The 18,522-nt window shown below is 67.8% G+C and carries 17 protein-coding genes and 4 pseudogenes; 11 read left to right on the forward strand and 10 right to left on the reverse strand.

Going from position 1 to position 18,522, the window contains the following annotated elements; translation table 11 throughout:
- Nucleotides 1-438: 438 nt before the first annotated feature.
- On the reverse strand, nucleotides 439-2,043 hold the full coding sequence (locus tag ACQP1K_RS17240) for a cellulose binding domain-containing protein (protein ID WP_433496740.1): 1,605 nt from the start codon (nucleotides 2,041-2,043) through the stop codon (nucleotides 439-441).
- A gap of 422 nt (nucleotides 2,044-2,465) precedes the next feature.
- On the opposite strand from ACQP1K_RS17240, the gene ACQP1K_RS17245 reads away from it, so the two are divergent.
- Entirely contained in the window at nucleotides 2,466-2,924 is a 459-nt protein-coding gene (locus ACQP1K_RS17245) for an Lsr2 family DNA-binding protein (protein WP_433496741.1), read from the forward strand.
- 332 nt (nucleotides 2,925-3,256) lie between these two features.
- On the opposite strand, the gene ACQP1K_RS17250 is transcribed toward ACQP1K_RS17245, so the two are convergent.
- The gene (locus ACQP1K_RS17250) at nucleotides 3,257-3,754 is read right to left on the reverse strand and encodes a MarR family winged helix-turn-helix transcriptional regulator (protein ID WP_433496742.1); all 498 of its coding nucleotides are present in this window, start codon (nucleotides 3,752-3,754) and stop codon (nucleotides 3,257-3,259) included.
- 162 nt (nucleotides 3,755-3,916) lie between these two features.
- On the opposite strand from ACQP1K_RS17250, the gene ACQP1K_RS17255 reads away from it, so the two are divergent.
- The 5 genes from ACQP1K_RS17255 to ACQP1K_RS17275 are packed head-to-tail and all read left to right on the forward strand — an operon-like array spanning nucleotide 3,917 to nucleotide 7,198.
- Entirely contained in the window at nucleotides 3,917-4,498 is a 582-nt protein-coding gene (locus ACQP1K_RS17255) for an isochorismatase family protein (RefSeq protein WP_433496743.1), read from the forward strand.
- Nucleotides 4,495-5,370, forward strand: coding sequence for an alpha/beta fold hydrolase (locus tag ACQP1K_RS17260; RefSeq protein WP_433496744.1), 876 nt, complete (start codon nucleotides 4,495-4,497; stop codon nucleotides 5,368-5,370). The genes ACQP1K_RS17255 and ACQP1K_RS17260 overlap by 4 nt, the downstream gene beginning before the upstream one ends.
- Nucleotides 5,371-5,382: 12 nt before the next feature.
- On the forward strand, nucleotides 5,383-5,850 hold the full coding sequence (locus ACQP1K_RS17265; RefSeq protein ID WP_433496745.1) for a cupin domain-containing protein: 468 nt from the start codon (nucleotides 5,383-5,385) through the stop codon (nucleotides 5,848-5,850).
- 5 nt (nucleotides 5,851-5,855) lie between these two features.
- Nucleotides 5,856-6,596: an SDR family NAD(P)-dependent oxidoreductase gene (locus tag ACQP1K_RS17270; RefSeq protein WP_433496746.1), complete on the forward strand. Its 741-nt coding sequence runs from the start codon at nucleotides 5,856-5,858 to the stop codon at nucleotides 6,594-6,596.
- 35 nt (nucleotides 6,597-6,631) lie between these two features.
- Entirely contained in the window at nucleotides 6,632-7,198 is a 567-nt protein-coding gene (locus tag ACQP1K_RS17275; RefSeq protein WP_433496747.1) for an NADPH-dependent FMN reductase, read from the forward strand.
- A gap of 138 nt (nucleotides 7,199-7,336) precedes the next feature.
- On the opposite strand, the pseudogene ACQP1K_RS17280 reads toward ACQP1K_RS17275, so the two are convergent.
- Nucleotides 7,337-7,609: pseudogene (locus ACQP1K_RS17280) on the reverse strand (aminotransferase class III-fold pyridoxal phosphate-dependent enzyme); the annotation flags it as partial.
- Nucleotides 7,610-8,238: 629 nt separating this feature from the next.
- Between ACQP1K_RS17280 and ACQP1K_RS17285 the strand changes: the two are divergent.
- A complete protein-coding gene (locus ACQP1K_RS17285) occupies nucleotides 8,239-8,553 on the forward strand; it encodes a tyrosine-type recombinase/integrase (protein ID WP_433496748.1) in 315 nt (104 codons plus the stop codon).
- Nucleotides 8,550-9,584, forward strand: coding sequence for a helix-turn-helix domain-containing protein (locus ACQP1K_RS17290; protein WP_433496749.1), 1,035 nt, complete (start codon nucleotides 8,550-8,552; stop codon nucleotides 9,582-9,584). Before ACQP1K_RS17285 ends, ACQP1K_RS17290 begins: the two co-directional genes overlap by 4 nt.
- A gap of 39 nt (nucleotides 9,585-9,623) precedes the next feature.
- On the opposite strand, the pseudogene ACQP1K_RS17295 reads toward ACQP1K_RS17290, so the two are convergent.
- Nucleotides 9,624-9,809: pseudogene (locus ACQP1K_RS17295) on the reverse strand (AMP-binding enzyme); the annotation flags it as partial.
- A 134-nt stretch (nucleotides 9,810-9,943) separates the two neighbouring features.
- Here ACQP1K_RS17295 and ACQP1K_RS17300 point away from each other — a divergent pair.
- Both ACQP1K_RS17300 and ACQP1K_RS17305 read left to right on the forward strand, forming a co-directional pair.
- A pseudogene (locus ACQP1K_RS17300) lies at nucleotides 9,944-10,006 on the forward strand (hypothetical protein); the annotation flags it as partial.
- A 119-nt stretch (nucleotides 10,007-10,125) separates the two neighbouring features.
- Nucleotides 10,126-10,188 carry a homocysteine S-methyltransferase family protein gene (locus ACQP1K_RS17305; protein WP_433501566.1) on the forward strand — a complete coding sequence of 21 codons (63 nt, stop codon included), beginning with the start codon at nucleotides 10,126-10,128 and terminating at the stop codon, nucleotides 10,186-10,188.
- A gap of 157 nt (nucleotides 10,189-10,345) precedes the next feature.
- Here ACQP1K_RS17305 and ACQP1K_RS17310 read toward each other — a convergent pair whose 3' ends face one another.
- The 4 genes from ACQP1K_RS17310 to ACQP1K_RS17325 are packed head-to-tail and all read right to left on the reverse strand — an operon-like array spanning nucleotide 10,346 to nucleotide 15,930.
- Nucleotides 10,346-11,485, reverse strand: coding sequence for a hypothetical protein (locus ACQP1K_RS17310; protein WP_433496750.1), 1,140 nt, complete (start codon nucleotides 11,483-11,485; stop codon nucleotides 10,346-10,348).
- Nucleotides 11,482-13,368: a condensation domain-containing protein gene (locus ACQP1K_RS17315; RefSeq protein WP_433496751.1), complete on the reverse strand. Its 1,887-nt coding sequence runs from the start codon at nucleotides 13,366-13,368 to the stop codon at nucleotides 11,482-11,484. Before ACQP1K_RS17315 ends, ACQP1K_RS17310 begins: the two co-directional genes overlap by 4 nt.
- A 16-nt stretch (nucleotides 13,369-13,384) precedes the next feature.
- The gene (locus tag ACQP1K_RS17320; RefSeq protein WP_433496752.1) at nucleotides 13,385-15,136 is read right to left on the reverse strand and encodes an ABC transporter ATP-binding protein; all 1,752 of its coding nucleotides are present in this window, start codon (nucleotides 15,134-15,136) and stop codon (nucleotides 13,385-13,387) included.
- On the reverse strand, nucleotides 15,133-15,930 hold the full coding sequence (locus ACQP1K_RS17325; RefSeq protein WP_433496753.1) for an ATP-binding cassette domain-containing protein: 798 nt from the start codon (nucleotides 15,928-15,930) through the stop codon (nucleotides 15,133-15,135). Before ACQP1K_RS17325 ends, ACQP1K_RS17320 begins: the two co-directional genes overlap by 4 nt.
- 210 nt (nucleotides 15,931-16,140) lie before the next feature.
- Between ACQP1K_RS17325 and ACQP1K_RS17330 the strand changes: the two are divergent.
- A pseudogene (locus tag ACQP1K_RS17330) lies at nucleotides 16,141-17,021 on the forward strand (IS5 family transposase).
- On the opposite strand, the gene ACQP1K_RS17335 reads toward ACQP1K_RS17330, so the two are convergent.
- Nucleotides 17,005-17,880, reverse strand: a complete 876-nt coding sequence (locus ACQP1K_RS17335; protein WP_433496754.1) for an ABC transporter transmembrane domain-containing protein — start codon at nucleotides 17,878-17,880, stop codon at nucleotides 17,005-17,007. The pseudogene ACQP1K_RS17330 and the gene ACQP1K_RS17335 overlap by 17 nt on opposite strands.
- Nucleotides 17,881-17,892: 12 nt before the next feature.
- Complete coding sequence (folE, locus tag ACQP1K_RS17340; protein WP_433501567.1) at nucleotides 17,893-18,516, reverse strand: GTP cyclohydrolase I FolE; 624 nt, start codon at nucleotides 18,514-18,516, stop codon at nucleotides 17,893-17,895.
- Between the last annotated feature and the right edge of the window lie 6 nt (nucleotides 18,517-18,522).

An 18,522-nucleotide genomic window follows, 5' to 3' on the forward strand; every position in this document is an offset into this window, starting at 1 on the left:
CGCCCTCCCGGCTGGATGATCACAGTGATCTCGCGCCATGGGCCGTCAGTGTTATCGTTAACAACTCCGCTGTCAATAGTGCGTGGCGACATCGTGACGCGGCACCCGCCGACGTAAGTCCAGCGAGACTGGAACGTGACCGGCGATCCCTTGACAGCCTCCGGGCTGACCGGGGATCAGCGCATCGCGCTCATGACGTGTTCGATCCTCTTGCTCGGATACGGCAGCACATGAGGTCTGATCGCATGGTGCGGGTGCCGGTCGGTGGGCTGCCGGTGCCCTACCGCACGCGCAGACGAAGGCCGGATCGAGATGGTCCTGGCACCGGGTAGAAGGCTCCGTCAAGCGCCTGACGCGAGCGGTGCGACGCGAACGCGAAAAGGGGAGCGAGCCCTTGAAGATGGCCCGCTCCCCCGACCCGTCAGGTCACGGCAGTGGTCACGCCGTGGTGCAGATCTTGCCGTTGAGGGTGAAGGTCGCCGGTACGGCGTTGGTTCCCGTGTATTCGGCTTGGAAGCCGAAGTTCGCCGTGCCGCCGTTCGCGCCGATCGCGGCGTTCCAGTCCGCGTTCTTCACGCTCACCTGGGCCCCGGACTGGGTGGACACGCCGTTCCAGGTATTGGTGATCTTCTGGTTTCCGGCGAAGGTGAACGCCAATGTCCAGCCGTTGATCGTGCTGCTTCCGCTGTTGGTGATGGTGACATCGGCGGTGAAGCCGCTCCCCCAGTCGTTGAGGGCGTACCTGACCGAGCAACCGCCGACCGACGGGCTCGGGCTGGGACTCGGACTCGGACTCGGACTCGGACTGGGACTGGGACTGGGCGAGGTGGAAGGAGACGGCGAGGACGTCGGGCCGCCGCTCTTGGCCGCCATCCTGGCCGAGTGGGCGCGGAAGACGGCCAGCGCGGGATCTCCGCTCTTCACGCTGTGCTGGTCGCCCCCGGCGTTCTTGTCGGGATACCACCAGAAGGCCGAGCCGTCGCCGCCTCTCGCCTCGAAGTCGGAGTAGAGCTCGGTCCACCACGCGACCCGGTCGGCGTTGCCCTCGGTGTTGAACTCACCCAGGAAGAACGGCTTGCCGACCACGTCGTGAGAATCGGAGATCCACCTGCCGATCAGGGTCTTGGTCTGTTCCAGGGTCAGGTTGGCCCAGCCCGCGTTCGGGTACGGATGCGCGGACGTGAAGTCGATGTACGACGACTCGTGGATGTAGACGAAGGGGTTGCCCTCATCTCCGCCGAAGCCGTACCGGGACTCATGGCCCTCAAGGCCGGTGCCGAGCATGTGGTTGGAGTCGATGCTCTTGATGTAGGCGCCCATCTCGTCGACCCACTTGCGCAGCGTGGCGCCGCTCTTGTTCTCCTCCGCGCTGACGTCCTGGTAGCGGGGCTCGTTCATGAGCTCCCACGCGAAGATCGTCGGCTCGTCCTTGTACTTGACCCCGCTGTAGTGGTTGGTCCGGTTGAGGACGTAGTTGACGTAGTTCTTGTACTGGGCGAAACAGCCCGGGCACTTGTTCTTGTCGAAGAAGACAGCCCGTCCCGGGTGGCCGCCGCTCAGGCCCTCCCACTCGAGCCGGGTGTCGATGCCGCCGTACGCCTCCCAATAGTTCTCGAACACCGGGATGAGCCGGATGCCGTGTGCTTTCGCCGACTCGATGATGTAGTCGAACAGGGCGAACTGCTGCTCGTTGTAGACGCCTTCGGCGGGCTCGAAGCCGTGCCAGCTCTCGTGGCTGAACATCCACAGCCGAAGCACGCTGACCTTGTCGGCCCGCAGCTCGGCCATGTGCGCGTCGATCCGTGCCTTGTCCATGTACTGCGTCTCGGTGTCGCCGTAGCTGCCGCCGTAGGTGAACACGTCGTAGGTGTTCGCCCCGGCGAAGTAGTACGGCTTGCCGTCCAGGCAGAAATGGACCCCGCAGCGCTGGACGAACCCCGAGATCGCCGCGTTGGCGCTGGAGACGCTGAGGGCCACCGCCCCGGCCGCGAGGGCCAGGATCATCGACAGCAGCAGGTGAACCGGCCTTATCCGTCTTCTCATAATTTTCCTCGGTGCGGATGGCGGTATTGGGAGCGCTCCCACAAAATCGGTGCGAACCGGCCTCTGGCAACCTTCCCGGCCGCCAAGCGGTACGGGCGCAGGCCGGATCACCGCGCTCACCTGCCCGTGGTCAGAGCGAAGCCCTCCGAACAAGTGAAACGTTCACCGCGAGGTTCAGCCGCGGGGAGAGTCGGGCCGGTGGTCGTCCGTCCGGCGAGAGCGGGCGAGGCCAGTCGGCCGGCTCACCCAAGACGTTCCGGCACCCCTTGACCGATACCCGATGCGACTGTCGGCCGTTTCCGCACCGGCGGTGCGACCTTTACGCTGTAGATTCATCAGCCAGGATCGGGGTGGCCTTCCGGTTGCGCCGTGTCTCTGGTGCGATGTAGCCGTGCGCGCCCTTGCCAGGTGACGCCTCAGGGGTGCATGCCGGCGACAAGCGTGCTGCTATCGGGCGTCTCGCATTTGAATCGCCACTCCCGGATGCATACGCCGTACCGCCCGTAGGCGAGGGCGCGGATGAAGACCGACAGCGTGCTGAGCCTGCGGCGCACCAGCCGCCGGAAATGTGCGTAGCGCAGGGTGTCGACGAACGTGCGGACCAGGTCGACGCGCTTGTCGACGGTCAGGACGGGCTCGAAGACGGCGACCCACGCGACCTAGAGGAATTCGTCATCCCGGCGCTGCCCACGTCTCAGCGAAGCGTCACCAGCCCCGGCCGGGTGACCGAACACCCGGTGCAGGCACGGACAACGGCGCCGAATGCATCGATCTCGCAGATCCGCACCTGGGCCCGGCGAAACGGCTACAACGTCGGCGACCGGGGCCGCCTCCCCCAGGACGTCATCGAGGCCTACCACCTAGCACTCGAAACCGACTGAAGAAGGGATCCAAGCACCTTATCCGTTCTCATCAGCCCTGCTCCCGGCCGGGTAACCCGTCTGGGGCAGGGTCCGGCAATGGGCATGTCCTTGTCGTCGCAGTGGCTCAGCGGACGGACTGCACAGTACGCGAAAACACGTCCACGGCGCGGGCGTTCGACGCAGACGGTGATGGGAGAACGAGCGCGGCATGCCCTCGAAACATTCGTATCCGCCGACCGGCTTAAGTGACCACTGCCGGCCTCGCCGGTACTGCCCCCGCTACTCGCGGGAGGTGGCCGGCCCACCGCCTCGCACCATGACGATCAGACGAGTGTGCTCCAAGGCGCCGTTCACGCAGTGCCCTGCGTTTCCCGGGAGGTTCGGCTCGATTCCTTCCGGCCGCGTTCATTGACCGAATTTTCGATCGTGCGAGCGGTGGCGATGAATGAACTGATCGTTTGCTGGTCCAGGTCTCGAGTGGATATCTCCTCCAGCGTGGCCCACATGGCCTCAATGGGTTCACGCATCGCCCGGCCGCGGTCGGTGAGCCAGACGTTGAGCGCCCGCCGGTCGTCCTCGTTGGGGCGGCGGGTCACGAGGCCGGCTTCCTGCATACGGCGCAGTGATTTCGACACGGTGGAGTGGTCCAGGCCGACGGTGTCCAGCAACTCGGACTGTGTCTGGCCGTCCCTTTCGAACAGTTGCATCAGTAGCAATTCCTGGCCGGGATGCAGGCCGAGGGCGCGGAGCATGGCCGCTGCGGTTGCCCGGTGGGCCCTCGCCAGCGCGAAGATGGCGAAGCTCAGGTGTCCGGCGCTCGCAGCGTGGGGTGGCTGCGTGGTTGTCACGGCGTCGACCTCCTCGGATCTGCGGCGGCCACTCGAACTCTAACTTATGTTGCCAGCCACGTAAATCCGTGCGTAGAGTTTATGTGGCTAGCCACACAATGACGACCGGCTGGCCGCATCGCCCTGACACGCGGCGATACCGCGACACTGAGAGGACCCACGATGGTCTTGTTCACACCCGATGACACGGCAATCCTGCTCATCGATCACCAGCTCGGCACCATGAGCTGGATAGGCTCGGCCGACCATGACGAGGTCAAGGCCAACGCGCTCGCGTTGGCCAAGGCCGCGGTGGCGCTGGACATGCCGCTGATCCTGACCACCTCGCTGGAAGATCACGCGCAAGGGCCGCTGCTGCCGGAGCTCGCCGAGATCGCCCCCCAGCAGTTCGAGGAACGCATCCAGCGCACGGGCGTGGTCGACGCCATGGACGACCCCGCCTTCGCCGCCGCGGTCAAGGCCACCGGTCGCCCCAACCTGATCATCGCCGGCGTCACCAACGACGTCTGCACCGTCTACCCCACCCTGACCGCCCTCCAGCAGGGATACCGTGTCCAGGTCATCGCCGACGCCGGCGGTTCGATGACCAAGCCGGCCGACGACATCGCGCTGCGACGCATGGAGAAGGCCGGCGCCGAGATCGCCTCGACGAACATGATCCTTACGCAGCTGGCCCGCAGCTGGTCCTCGCCGGCCGGCCAGAAGCTCCTCCCCATCGTCGGCGCCCTCATCCCCACGTCATGAACGCTCCATACGACTCGGCACCCGACGGGTTCGAGCACACGACAGTCACCGCCAACGGCATCACCCTGCACGCGGTGATCGGCGGCTCGGGCGCACCGGTACTCCTGCTGCACGGCTGGCCCCAGACCTGGCGTGCCTGGCGGCACGTCATGCCGATCCTCGCCGAGCACGGATACCGGGTCATCGCGCCTGATCTTCGTGGCCTCGGCGACACCACCCGCGCCCCCGGCGGCTACGACAAGGACACCCAGGCCGAGGACATGCGCGCCCTACTGCACCGGCTCGGCATCACCTGCGAGGTGCGCCTGGTCGGGCATGACATCGGCGGCATGGTCGCCTTCGCCTACGCCCGCCGTCATCCGCAGGAGGTCGCACGGCTGGCCCTGGCGGAGCTGGCTCTGCCCGGATTCGGACTGGAACACGCGATGAACGCCGCCACGGGCGGCTCCTTCCACTTCGGCCTGTTCATGACGCCCGAAGTGCCGGAACTGCTCCTGGACGGAACCGAGCACGCCTTCCTGACCTGGTGGTTCAACCGGCTGGCCCACGTGACCACCGCGTTCCCACCGGAGGAGATCACCGCCATCGCCGCCTCCTACACCGGACGGCAGGCCCTGCACGCGAGCTTCGGCCACTACCGCACCCTGCTTCAGGACGGGCGGATCAACCAGGCCTGGGCCAAGAGCGGGGCCCACCTGCCGATGCCGGTCCTGGCCGTCGGCGGCGAGCACAACGTGGGCACCCGACTGGCCGAGGCCCTGCGCCCGATCGCACCACACCTGTCCGCGGCGGTCATCCACGGCAGCGGACACTTCGTCCCCGACGAACGCCCCGAAGACTTCGCCCGGCAACTGATCGCTTTCCTGACCTGAGGGAGAACACCCATGAGCATCCCGTACCTGGCCCAGCCCGAACAGCAACAGAAACTGGAATGGCTGGACGGCAGCACCTTCTCCGTCCTGCTCGACGCCGCCACCACCGGCGGGCAGCTCACCGTCGGACGGTTCGACGCCCCCGAGGGCGAGGCCCCGCCGTTCCACCTGCACACCCGGGAAGACGAAGTCTTCCTGCTGATCAAAGGCACCGCCCAGCTCTGGGTGGGCGAGCAGGAGCTGGAGCTGTCCGAGGGCGGCATCGTCTACCTGCCCCGCAACATCCCGCACGGCTACCGCATCACCTCCGAGCGGGCCGACCTGCTGCTGATCGCCACACCCGCCGGCATCGAGGACATGTTCCGCCAAGGCGGACGCGACCTGTCCACCCCCAGACCCGAGGGCTTCGAGATCTCCAAGGACGTACTGGCCGCCGCGGCCGACGCTTACGGCCAGATCATCGTCGGGCCGCCCCGGTGAGCGCGATGAAAAGCAACCGCGTCATCGTCATCACCGGAGCGGCCGGAGGCATCGGCACGCCACTGACCGCGCGTTTCCTGGGCAACGCCGACACCGTCATCGCCACCGACCTCAGCGATGAGGCACTGAAGCGGCTGGCCGAGCGGATGGACCACCACAGCGCGCTGCATACCGTCGCGGCCGACCTCTCCGCCGAGCCGGGCGCCGCACGGCTGGCCGAATTCGCCCGCGACGTCGCCGGTCATGTCGATGTGATCGTCAATGCCGCCGGCCATTTTCCGCTACAGCCGTACGAGGAGATCACCCCGGGATCCTGGCGTCGCGTGCTCGACATCAACCTGACCGGCCCTCACCTCATCGTGCAGGCGCTGCTGCCGTTGATGAAACACCGAGGCTGGGGCCGCGTGATCAACTTCGGCTCCGGTTCCGTCTTCGACGGCACGCGCAGCCAGACACACTATGTCGCCGCCAAGGCGGGGGTCGTGGGTTTCACCCGTTCCCTGGCCCGCGAGCTGGGCCCGTTCAACATCACCGCGAACGTGATCGCCCCCGGCCTTACCGTCACCGAGCAGGCGCGTAGCACCTTCCCCGAGCCCCTGCTGGAAGCTCAGCGCCAGGCCCGTGCCATCCAACGCGACCAGCAGCCCGACGACCTGGTGGGGCCGGTGTTCTTCCTCGCCTCACCCGACGCCGACTTCATCACCGGCCAGACCGTCAACGTCGACGGCGGCAAGTTCATGCCATGACCATTGACCACGAACGTGACCAAGAACGGAGCACCATGACCTACAACGTCGGCTACATCGTCGGCAGCCTCTCGCGGGATTCGATCAACAGAAGGCTCGCGCTGGCGCTGCGCCACCTGGCACCGGTCGAACTCGATCTCGTAGAGATCCCGATCGACGCGCTGCCCTTGTACAACCGTGACCACGACGCGAGCTACCCTTCGGCAGCCGAGGAGTTCAAGGACGCGATCACATCCGTTGACGCCATCCTGTTCATCACCCCCGAGTACAACCGTTCCATTCCCGGAGTGCTGAAGAACGCCATCGACTGGGCCAGTCGGCCACGCGGATCCAGTGTCCTCGACGGCAAGCCGGCCGCGATGATCGGCACCTCGCCCGGCTCCATCTCCACCGCGGTCGCTCAACAGCATCTCAAGACCATCCTCGCCTACGCCAACATGCCGGTGCTGGGCCAGCCCGAGGCCTACATCCAGTTCACCCAGGGATTGACCGACGAGGAAGGAACGGTCACCGTTCCCTCCACCGCCCAGTTCCTGTCCGAGTACATGGAGGCGTTCCTGGCACACATCCGCCACCACGTGCCTGCCCCCCAGGCCAAATAGGCGAAGTCCCCAGTAGAACCGTGACTGGGACGCGCAGTGGCCGTAGATCGCCCAGCCCGCCAAACGTGGCAATGCCCGGGATGGTGGGGAAGGCAACCGGTGCTGCGCGCTGCCGGTCAGGCCGCCGGAGCTCAGCAGCTTGCCGTGGAAGCCGATGTCGGAGCGCAGGATCGTGCCGCGTCGGCCCCTGTGGTACTTGTAGGCCAGCTTGACCGCGCCCTCGACCGCCTCGGCACCCGAGTTGGGGAAGAACGACATGTTGAGGTCGCCGGGGAGCACCTGGGCGAGGTTGTGGCCCAGTGCTGCCAGGTAGGGGGAGAAGTACGTCTTGTGCACCTCCATCCGGCGCCGCTGCTGGAACCGGATGCGGGCCTCCAGGATCCGCGGGTGGTTGTGACCGTGGTTGAGCACGCGACGCCTCCGGTGAGGTCCAGCACGCGACGGCCGTCCTTGAGGTGGAGGTACGCCCCCTGGGCGTGGTCGACCAACTCCCGGCCGAAGCCGAAAGAGGTCATCAGGGACACTTGGCTTCTGTTCGCGTAGGCGCGGTACAGGTCGTGGACCTGGGCCACGCCGAGCTGCTCGGCTTGTTCCACGGTGAAGAGCTCGGACACTTCGCTCGAACCTTTCCTGTCGCCGATCAGGGTTCTCCCGCGGCCTCTCCGGAACTGTCCGGGGTGAGCGGAATTCGGGCCTTCAGGGCTAAAGCATGAGTTGCTCACAGACGAGGAGAAATCTCCTAAAGTCACCCCAAAAGGGGTAGCCGTTCGGCTAGGGGTGGCCGTGTTCAGCGCCAAGGTCGCCGAGGTCAGCGGCGGCCAGCTGGCCACGCCGGAAGACTTCGTCCCAAGCAAGGTCGTCCTGGCCATCCTGCTCAACGGCAAGGAGCTGACTCCCCGACTCGCTCTACCCGTTCGCGCAGTTCGCGCTCGTGAGCATGGCGGACACGCTCAAGCGCGAGCACGGCATGACAGTGGAGGTCGTCGGCATCCCGACCGAAACCACGTGTAGCGAGAAGGCCGCGTAGCTACGCTCTCCTCTTGGCCTGGCCGGCGACAGGTCGTGACCCTTTACAACATAGATTCCCCGCGTCGATGCGGCAGATCGATGACCGGTTTGCCCAGTTCCGCGCGTTGGCCGGGCTGCCGGTCGAATTATCGGTGCACTGCTTGCGCCATTCGTATGTGTCGCACTTGATCGAGGACGGGGTGGACCCGTTGTTCGTCCAGCAGCAGGTCGGTCACTCGTGGGCCTCGACCACCGCCACCTACACCACGGTCGGGGCCGATGCCCGCGACCGGATGCTGCGCGCTGCGCTGGAGCGAGCCTTCGACGAGGACTTGGAGGGAGCGTGAGCACCAAGGAGGGCAGCACGATGACCAGGAAGATCGGATATGTCTGGCATCTGCGGCAGTTGATGGCCGAACGGGGCATGTTCGCCACCACCGCGTTGGTGCCGTTGCTGGCCGAGCGGCAGATCACCCTGTCACGCGAGCAGGTCTACCGGCTGGTGACGGGCACCCCAGAGCGGATGAACCTGGCGGTGCTCGTGGCGCTGGCGGACATCCTCGAGTGCCAGATCGGGAACCTCCTCGAACCGGTCAGGCCGACCGCCCGCACCGAAGAGTCGGCCAAGACCGGCCCACCACCGGCCGATCTTCGGCCGGTGGTGGGCCCGGGTACTTCCCGATCCGGGCCGGTCGACTATCTGCGGCACATACTGATGGCCGGCGGCGTGCTCCCCGCCCGCGACGACGATCTGGCCCGTGTCGAACGGTGGCTCAACGAGCAAGTGACCGGACTCGACAGCCCCGAACACCGCCACCTGGTGCAAGCGTTCGCGACCTGGCGCGTCATCCGCGCCCTGCGCGAGCGCTCGGCCGCCTCCCGCGCGCCGCTCACCCCCACCGGCCACGCCCGCCTGCAGATCACCACCGCGATCGCCTTCTTGACCTGGCTATCGCAGCGCGGACAGCCCCTGGCCCACACCCGCCAAAAGCGCCGTCAGGAACGGTCGCTGATCTCCCAGCCAGCTCTTGATCACGTCGGGGACGGTGCCGGCTGCCACCGCACCCGCCACACCGGCGAGCGCCACGATCCCCCAGCCCGACACGACATCCAGTGGCGATCTTGTCTTGCCCGTCCCGGTCCGCCCCGGGAGATTCCCATCACATTCCGTCCCCTCACCCACGATTTCGCTCTCACCTACTACAGATGGACGAGAGGCAAATATCGGGAGGAAAACCCACTGACCTGCAATAACTCGGAGTCAGCGATCTCGTGGGGACGACCCCTCACAGGGCAACGAGAACCTCACCGCCACAGCAGCCACGGAAGTTACGAATCTCGTAGGGGCGATGAGGACCGGGGCGGCCGGTGGCTGTGATGGTCGAGCGGGACGAGTTGCGGCCCCTCGTAGGGGCGATGAGGACTGCTGGCCGCGCGCGACGACATAGGCGCACACCCGTTCACCGAGCAAGGCGTCCGGCATCGCGACCACCGCGGCCTCGGCGACGCCGGGATGGGCCAGCAGATGATGTTCGATCTCCTCAGCGGCGACCTTCTCGCCGCCCTTGTGGATCTGGTCTTTGGTCCGGCCGACTACGACGAGGGCTGCGGCGCCAGGCTGGCCCCGCCCACTTGGAGGAGCTCAAGGCTGGAAAGGTCGCATCCGGCAGTCGCTGCCGCGCGATCTGCCACCGCCGCGGTGGCCTGGCCGCCGTTGAACACAGCGACCCCCTCGACATGGTCACGGTGAACTGCACCGCGCCACGGTTCGTACCCGAACTGATCAAGCACGGGGCCTCGATCGTCTACCCGAACTCCGGCGAGGTCTGGGACGCAGCGAACCGGCGCTGGCTGGGGCTCGCCGACCCTGTCGAGTTCGGCAGGGCCGCAGCCGGGTGGGCTCTCTCGGCACCCGTTACGTGGGCGGCTGCTGCCGCACCACCCCGGCCCACATCCGCGAGATCCGCGCGCACCTGACCTGAACCCAAGTCGAACCCTGCCGGCAGCGAACCGCCCGCCCCGCCGGGCCGTACACTGCCGGGTCGCGCGGCGTCAGCCCATTGCTCCAGCGCTGCTGGCCGCGGCCGGTAGGGTACGGCGTACTGAACGTGCCCGGCACCGGCAGCGGCATCCGCCAGGTCATCGCGAGTAGCGGCTCAGGAGACCTTGGGAGGCCAGGGTGCGGTAGTCGTTGCTGCCGAGCACCCGTCGTTGTTCCGCCACGAGCCGCTCGAGGATCGTGAACGCCTGGCCGACGTCGCCGCGGACCCCGTACCAGCGCGCCAGTTGGTGACGGACCGAGTACCCGAGTTCATGGGAAGTGCCCAGGGTGTCCTCCACATCGGACAGCAGCCCGCCCAGTGACTCGATCGCGTCGTCGGGACGGCCCGCGACCCCGCTCCACAGCCCGAGCTGAAGCCGCGTGGTCAAGGTGTGGTAATTCCGCGTACCGAGCGTGGTCTCGCAGTCCTTTAGGAGGACCCCATAGTGGTCAAGGGCACCTGCGACATCTCCGTTGAACCCCCGCCAGTACGCCACGTTGTTCCGGGCCGATAAGGCGTAGAAGTCCTCCTGGCCCAGTGCGGCAACCACATCGGGCAACAGCTGTTCGAACAGCTCCAGCGCACCCCTCGCGTCCCCGGACTCGCCGCGCCAGAAGGCGAGGTTGTTGCGGACCATCAGCGTGTCCCGGTCGTCGGTACCGAGCACACGCTCATGGTCCGTCAGAAGCTCGCGGTACTCGTTCAGTGCCGTTCTGATGTCGCCGGCGACCCCTCGCCAGTACGCCACGTGGTTCCGGGCCGACAAGACATGGGTGTCGTCCCGGCCCAGTGCGGCAACCACATCGGGCAACAGCTGTTCGAACAGCTCCAGGGCACCCCTCGCGTCCCCGGACTCGCCGCGCCAGTAGGCGATGTCGCCCCGAACTTCGAACACAGCACGGTCATCGGGGACGCCGCAGTACTGTCCGCCGAGCAGATCCTCAAGGCGCCCGACGGCCTGACGGGCCTTCCCCGCGACACCCAGCCAGAACGCCCCGGCCTGCCCGAGCTCATGGCGGGTGCGTCCCGGTTCCCGGTGTTCGGATGCCGCTTTCTCCGCGAGTTCCGCCGCCGCCAGGGCGTCTCCCGCGAACCCGAGAGCGAACACCTCCGAGAGAGGGTCCAGGGGAGCGGCCGTGCCTGTCGCGCTCCGGTGGTTGAACCGGTACGGACGGGTCTCCGGGAGCACACCGTGCCCGTTGTTCCTTCTCAGGAAAGCAGTGGTAGAGACGATCATTTCGCTGTCCTCGTCATCTTGAGCGCCAGACGGCGCAGCGGTGCGCTGCCGACGAAATCGCCGTGCCGGAGTCCTGAGTACCCGCGCTCCGCCAGCTCGGCCATGAGCGACGGCACTTTCAGGAATTCCCCGCTGTTCTCCGCGTACGTCCCGGACAGTCTGGGCTCGGTTTCCGGGTGAGCGTTCCGGAATGCCTGCCTGAGCGCCTGTTCCTCGGCACTCTCCGGTCTCTCTTCCCATGCCGTTCTCTCGTCCCTCGCCGGGTCCCGCTCGATCGGGAGAGGGATGTCCGTTCCGGGGTACAGGACCACGTAGCGGTGCGGTTGGACGATCGAGGGGCAGTCGGTGGCCATGTCCCGCAAGTACTCGGAGATTTCCTGCTCGGTCAGGTCCGTGGTCCTCGCCACCACCTGGGCGACGAGCTCAGCCCTGTCCTCCCCGGGGACGGTGGACACCTGGGCGCTCGCAACGTCGGGGTGCTCGGCGAGGAGGGCCTCAATCCTGTCGGCGTGCACCCAGGCGTTGTTCAGCGAAACCCATCCGCGCTGCTTCCAGGGGGCGTCGATTTTCACGTCCGCGACCAGTTCGCCGACTCGGGTCTCCGGGTCCTCGGCGATCCGTTCCAAGAGCCTCAAGAAGGCTTGCGCCCACAGGATCCCGGAAGCCTCCGGCAGGGCTTCTGTGGGCGCCCTTACCGAAATCTCCAGCCCCTGGTCGGTCCGGGACGCGTCCACGAACACCCAGGGGGGATACCGACCCAGACGCTTCTGCGTGATGCGTTCCGGAACAGCACCGTCGGCAAACAGCGGTTTCCGGTTCGCGTAGTGGTATTCGAAGAGGACGCCAGGTACCACCTTCGCGCCCTGTCGCAGTGACTCACGAGACTCGCGCATCACCAGATCCCCCACGGGGTAACTGGCGTTCATGTACATCTCCAGTAAGGAGAGATGGCAGCAACGCAGAAATCCGTGCACCGTCAGGTCCCGAGGCAGGTCGAAGACGATTCGCCCGCCTCCGGCCAGGCGGTCCACGCTCCTCCGCGTCACCTCGTTCCACCGGTTGGAAAAGACCGAGTACATGGCGCACACGTCCTGCTCGGTCCAACCGCAGATGAGCAGGGCGAGCACACCATGCAGGACGCCGGGCTCGGTCACCTGGGTAGCCTGCGCGATACGAGCGCACAGCGCGGCAGCGGTTTGGGAGAGCACCACGGTCTCGCAGCCGACGGAACCTTCGGGTACCGGCCAGGAGTAGGGGACCGATGTGTGCGGGCCACGCCTCAGCTGCTGCTGCCAGTAGGCCAGCGCCCTCCGGGTGGCCTTCTGCTGTTCCTCCGTGCTCTGTGCCGCCACGAGGTCCAGCGGTTGCGGCTCGCCGGCTCCCACGGGAAGCGGCGTCCCCGGTTCTCGCAGCTGCCGCTCCAGCTCTCCCAGAACCGTCTCCATCGCGACCCCGTCCACGGCGATCTGCCGGAACACCAGGAACAGGTCCGTGACCCGCTGCCCCGCGACGCCGACCACGGCGTAACAGGAGGAACGCTCGAAAACCCCGGCCGTGGGGACGGCATAGCTGTCCGGGTCCAGCAGCGGGGCCCCGGGCTCGGCGCCATCCGAAGCCAGGATGATCAGCTGCGGCTCACACTCCGCGTGCACGAGCTGGCGGGGGGCGCCGGAGGCGTCCTGGTCGTAGGTGGTCCGCAGCGCCTCGTATCGTTCCAGCAGGGACCGCAGGGCGAGCCTGACCTGGTCGACCGTCACCTCGGGAGGCACCTCGACGGCCCTGGGGTAGGCATCCATCGCCCTGTCGCCCCGCACCGGTTCGCTGTCCAGCACCCAGTACCAGTGCTGGGCCCAGCCCAGTGGGCCGGAACGGATCACGTTCATGCGCACACTCCTGTCGTCACCGTTCACGGTCACCGCTCCACGCCTCCCACAGCCCCGCGTAGGAGCCCCGAGACTCGACGAGTTCGGTGTGGGTGCCCAGTTCGGTGACGCGTCCCTGCTCGACCACCGCGATGCGGTCGGCTTTCTCGGCTGTCTGCAACTGGTGGGTAATGGTGATGACGGTCCGTCCGGCCAGTGCCGCGGCCAGAGCCGCCTCCGCCTCTCCGACGGAACGCGTGTCGAGACCGACCGTCGCTTCGTCGAGGATCACAACGTCGGGGTCCGCGAGCAGCACTCTGGCCAGTGCCAGTTGCTGGGTCTGGGCAAGGGTCAGGGGGTGGTGGTCCTCGCCGAGCACCGTGTCGAGACCGCCGGGGAGGTCCTCGAACCAAGTGGCTCCCATACGGCGGAGTACGTCCAGCAGGACGTCGTCCTCGGCTTCCTCCCGAGCGAGTGCAAGGTTGTCACGCAGACTGGCGGCGAACACGTGGTGTTCCTGAGTGACCAGGACGACTATGCGGCGCAGCTCCTCCAACGCGATATCCGCGCTTGGTACGCCCCCGATGGAAGCGGTTCCGGCGCGGGGCTGCTCGATCCCCGCGATCAGCCACGCCACGGTGGACTTGCCGGCCCCGGACGGGCCGACGACAGCCAACCGTTCGCCGGGATGGACATGCAGGTCGAGACCGTGGAGGATGTCGGGCGCGTCACCGTACCCGAACCTGACCTGGTCAAGGGCGACATCACTGCCTTCCGTCCGTGCTGTGCGCGACTCCGGCGCGATCGCGCCGATGCCCTCCACACGGGCCAGGGCAGCGGCGGCCTCCTGGAACTCGGTGAGCGAGTACATGATCCGGTCCAGTGGTCCGGACAGCCGATAGGCGAGCATCGTGCAGGCCACCACCGCTCCCGCGCTGACCCCGCCGGCAAGCGCCGCGAGCCCTCCGACGCAGAGGATGGCGGACACCGGCAGGAGGTAGGAAAGATCAAGGGCCGGTAGGAACCAGCTCTGCATCCGGATGATGCTCCGCTGCCGTCCGTACCGCTCCTCCGCCAGGCGGTGTCCGACTGCCGCACGCCGGTCCTCAAGACGGTGGGCGGCGACCGTGCGCGCGCCGAAGGCGGAGGCCGTGAGGGCCTCGGTGAGGTCGCCCAGCGCCGCGCGCTCCGCGAGGAAGGCCCCGCGCGCCTGGCGGACGTACACGCGCCCCGCCAGCAACAACGGTGGCAGGACGACGGCCAGCAGCAGCGCGAGCAGCGGGTCGACGAGGAATGCTGCTGCGACGACGACGAGCACCTCGATGACAGCTGCCGCGACTTCGGGCCCAGTGGAGCGCAGCAGCCCGGCAACGGTGTCGACGTCCCCGGTGGTCCGCGTGGACAGATCGCCGGTCCCCGCGTGCTCGATGGTGCGCATCGGCAGGCGCAGGACGCGTTCGACGGCCTGCTCCCTGATCCTGGCGGAGGAGCGGTCGCCGAAACGGTGGCCGAGACGCCGCCCGATCCGGGCCAGCGTCATCTGTACGGCGACGCAGCCGAACAGAGCCAGGCAGACGACGTTCACCCGGGCGGTGTCCCAGCCGTCGCCGATGCCGTCGACGACGTCGCCGAGCATCACCGGCAGCGCGGCGGCGGCCGCGGTGGCAGCCAAGTGGAGCAGGCAGACCAGGGCGACCGTGCCCCTTTCGCGCGCGAGCAGCCGACAGACGGTACGGCGTACCTCGCGCGGTCCGGCGACCGGCAGCCGGGACGATTGCGTGGCGCTCATGGTGCCCTCTTCCCCGCGCGGGTGACGGCCAGTCCGCCGAGCCGGGCGGTTCCGGCTCCTCGCCGGTCGCCGGCGGTGTTCACCGCGCCGGTGAGCCGCACCACGTGATCGGCTCTGGCCAGCCAGAGCCGGGACGAGCTGACCACCACGGTGGTACTGCCCCGCCGTGCCGTCGTGAGGCGCTCCGCGATATGCGCCTCCGTGGTGGTGTCGACCGCCGAGGTGGGTTCCACGGCCAGCAGTACGGCGGGACGGGCTGCCAGCGCCCGAGCCAGCGCGAGCCGTTGCCGCTGGCCGCCGGAGAGGTTCCGCCCACGGTCGGCGACGGCACCATCGAGAGTGCCACCGAGCTGGGTCAGGACGTCTGTGACACAGGCGGTGTCGAGGGCGGCCAGCGCCGTCTCGTCATCGTGTGTGTTGAGAACCTCGCGGAGCGTGCCGGCGAACAGATAGTCGTCGTCGGCAAGCAGCATCACCTGCCCGCGCAGCTGCCGCTGTTCGATTCCGCTCAGTGGCCGCCCGCCCCAGGTGACCTGGGCGTCCGGGCTCCCGTAGCCAGCCAGCCGACGCAGCGCGGAGGCGGCCTGTGCGGTTCGCTCGGCCACGACGACGGTCAGCTTCCCGGCAGGGATCACCAGGCCCGTGCGGGCGTCGCAAAGCTCCCCGTACGGCGGCGGCGCACCGCCGCCGTACGGGGAATCATGCGTAGCGGCGAGCGCCGCCAGCAGTCGACCGGCTCCGACCCGCGCGGCGACCACGGCGTGCGCGTTGCCCAGGATGGAACCGAAGTACATGATCAGCCCGGTGGCGTAGCCGAAGGCGGCGCTGAGTTCACCGACGCTGATGGCACCGGACAGCGTTAGGGCGTGTATCGAAGTCCGGGTGGTGCCTGAGCACGGTTGACGCGTCGGAGAGGTCGTAGATCGACAACATAAGAGGTCTCCGGTAAGTGGTTAGTCGACCAAGAAAAACCTGAAACCGGAGACCTCGTGGCCACCTTAGCGGTGACACGGCGGTTCGACCTCACCGATGCGCAGTGGGCGGTACTGGAGCCGCTGCTACCAGCGCCGAAACGGTCGGGCCGGCCATCGCTGTTCAGCAAGCGGCAGCTGATCGACGGGATCCGCTGGCGGGTACGGGTCGGCGCCCCCTGGCGGGATGTGCCCGCCTGCTACGGATCCTGGCCGGCGGTGTATGCGCTGTTTCGGCGCTATCAACGGGACGGCACCTGGCAGCAGATCCTGACTGCCTTGCAGGCGCAGGCGGACGCGGCCGGACGCATCACCTGGGACGTCAGCGTGGACTCCACCATCGCTCGTGTGCATCAGCACGCCGCCGGGGCGCGGAAAAGGGGGATCTGCAGGCCGAGCCGCCCGGCGGCAGGTACGGCGCCGAGCCGGCCGATCACGGGCTGGGGCGTTCTCGTGGCGGGCTGACCACCAAAGTGCATCTGGCCTGCGAGCAGGGGCAAAAGCCGCTGGCCATCGTGCTGACCGCGGGACAGCGCGGCGACAGCCCGCAGTTCACCGCGGTCATCGCCGGTATCCGGGTGCCCCGGCTGGGCGGCGGGCGCCCCCGCACCCGCCCCGACCGCGTCCTTGCCGACAAGGCCTACACCTCCACGGCCAACCGCGCCTACCTGCGCCGCCGCGGGATCAAGGCCACCATCCCCAGCAAGACCGACCAGGACGCCAACCGCCGCGCCAAAGGATCCAAGGGCGGGCGGCCACCCGCCTTCGACCCGCAGATCTACAAGCAGCGGCATGCGGTGGAGTGCGGCATCAACCGGCTCAAACGCCACCGCGCTGTCGCCACCCGATACGACAAACTCGCCGTCCGCTACGAAGCCACGGTCCTCATCGCCGCACTCAACGAATGGCTCTGACCGACTTTGATACAGGCCCTAGCCGGGCCCCGAGCCAGGTGACCGCGGCGAGGTAGACCAGCGGTACCGCCTGTTGCAGCGCCTGCACCCAGGAGCTGGGGTCGGTCACCTGGTAAGCGGTGTCCCGCAACCGCTGCGACTGCAGGCGATAGCGCTGCAGGAACCACTGCTCACCACCGATCCCCCGCAGTACCCGCAGCCCGGCCGTCAGGTCGGCGGCCTGGGCGGTGAGATCCGCCAACTCGTCGCGGTAGTCCAGCTGCCGCCGCTGCAACCGCCCCAGCAGAGGCCCGGCGATCAGGGTGGTGACGACCACACCCAGGCCGAGGGTGACCCCGAGCAAGGGGTCGATCCGCCAGACCAGAACCGTGCCGAGCAGAAACGCAATCAGGTTCATCGCACCGTGCCCGAACGTGGAGTACATCGCGGCGGTGGCCTGGCTGTCCCCAGTGACCAGGTTGACCATGTCACCGGCCGTGGGCCGGCACCCGTTCCGGGCAGCCCGCTCGCCCAGCCGGTCGGTCAGGCAGTCGGCGGTACGCCGCTGGGCCTCGGCCTCGGCCAGCGCCATCTGCCGGTAGCCGATGACATAGCACAGCGGGTTGACCAGGGAGACCGCGAACATACCGAGCGACCAGGAGAGCAGGGCGCCGCGGTCGTGGGCGATCAGCCCTTCGTCGACGATGCGGGCAAGGAACCAGGGCAGCAGCATGTGAACGACCGCGGCCATCCCCAGAGCGACGACGGCGACGGCCAGGCGTCCGGCGCCGGGGCGCAGGATCCGGGCGATGAGTCCCCAGGGTGTGGTGACGGCCGACAGGTCGGCCCGGGCCGCCGCGGCGGCCCGCTGTTCGGGCATCGCGCGCTCCCGTCAGGCTGCCGTGCGCCACAGCAGGTCCATGGCCTCATCGCGGGTGCGGGGGTCGCTCTGGAAGGTTCCCCTGACCGCCGATGTGACAGTCCGCGCACCCGCTTTGCGTATCCCGCGCATCGTCATGCAGGTGTGCTCGCACTCGATCACGACCATGACTCCGGCGGCGTCGAGCGTGTTCTGCAGACACTCGGCGATCTGCGAGGTCAGCCGCTCCTGGACCTGCGGCCGGCGGGCGTAGATCTCCACCAGCCTGGCGAGCTTCGACAGCCCCACCACGCAGCCGCTCGGTCCCGGCACGTAGCCGATGTGGGCCCGGCCGGTGAAGGGCAGCAGATGGTGCTCGCAGAAGGACTGAACCTCGATGTCGCACACCATGATCAGCTCCTGGTGTCCCTCCTGGAAGGTGGTGCCGAGCACGTCCGCAGGGTCCACCCGCAGCCCCGCGAACAGCTCTGCGTAGGCGTGGGCCACCCGTCGGGGGGTCTCCTTCAAGCCCTGGCGGTCGGGGTCCTCCCCCACCGCGATGAGAATGTCGCGGACGGCGTCCTCGATCCGGGCGAAATCGACCGTGCCCCGAGTACGGATCTCCGTGTCCCGGCTGCTCACCAGGCGTGCGGCCAGTGTGTC

It is taken from the genome of Sphaerimonospora sp. CA-214678, from assembly GCF_050942215.1.
In the GTDB taxonomy this organism is placed as follows: Bacteria; Actinomycetota; Actinomycetes; order Streptosporangiales; family Streptosporangiaceae; genus Sphaerimonospora.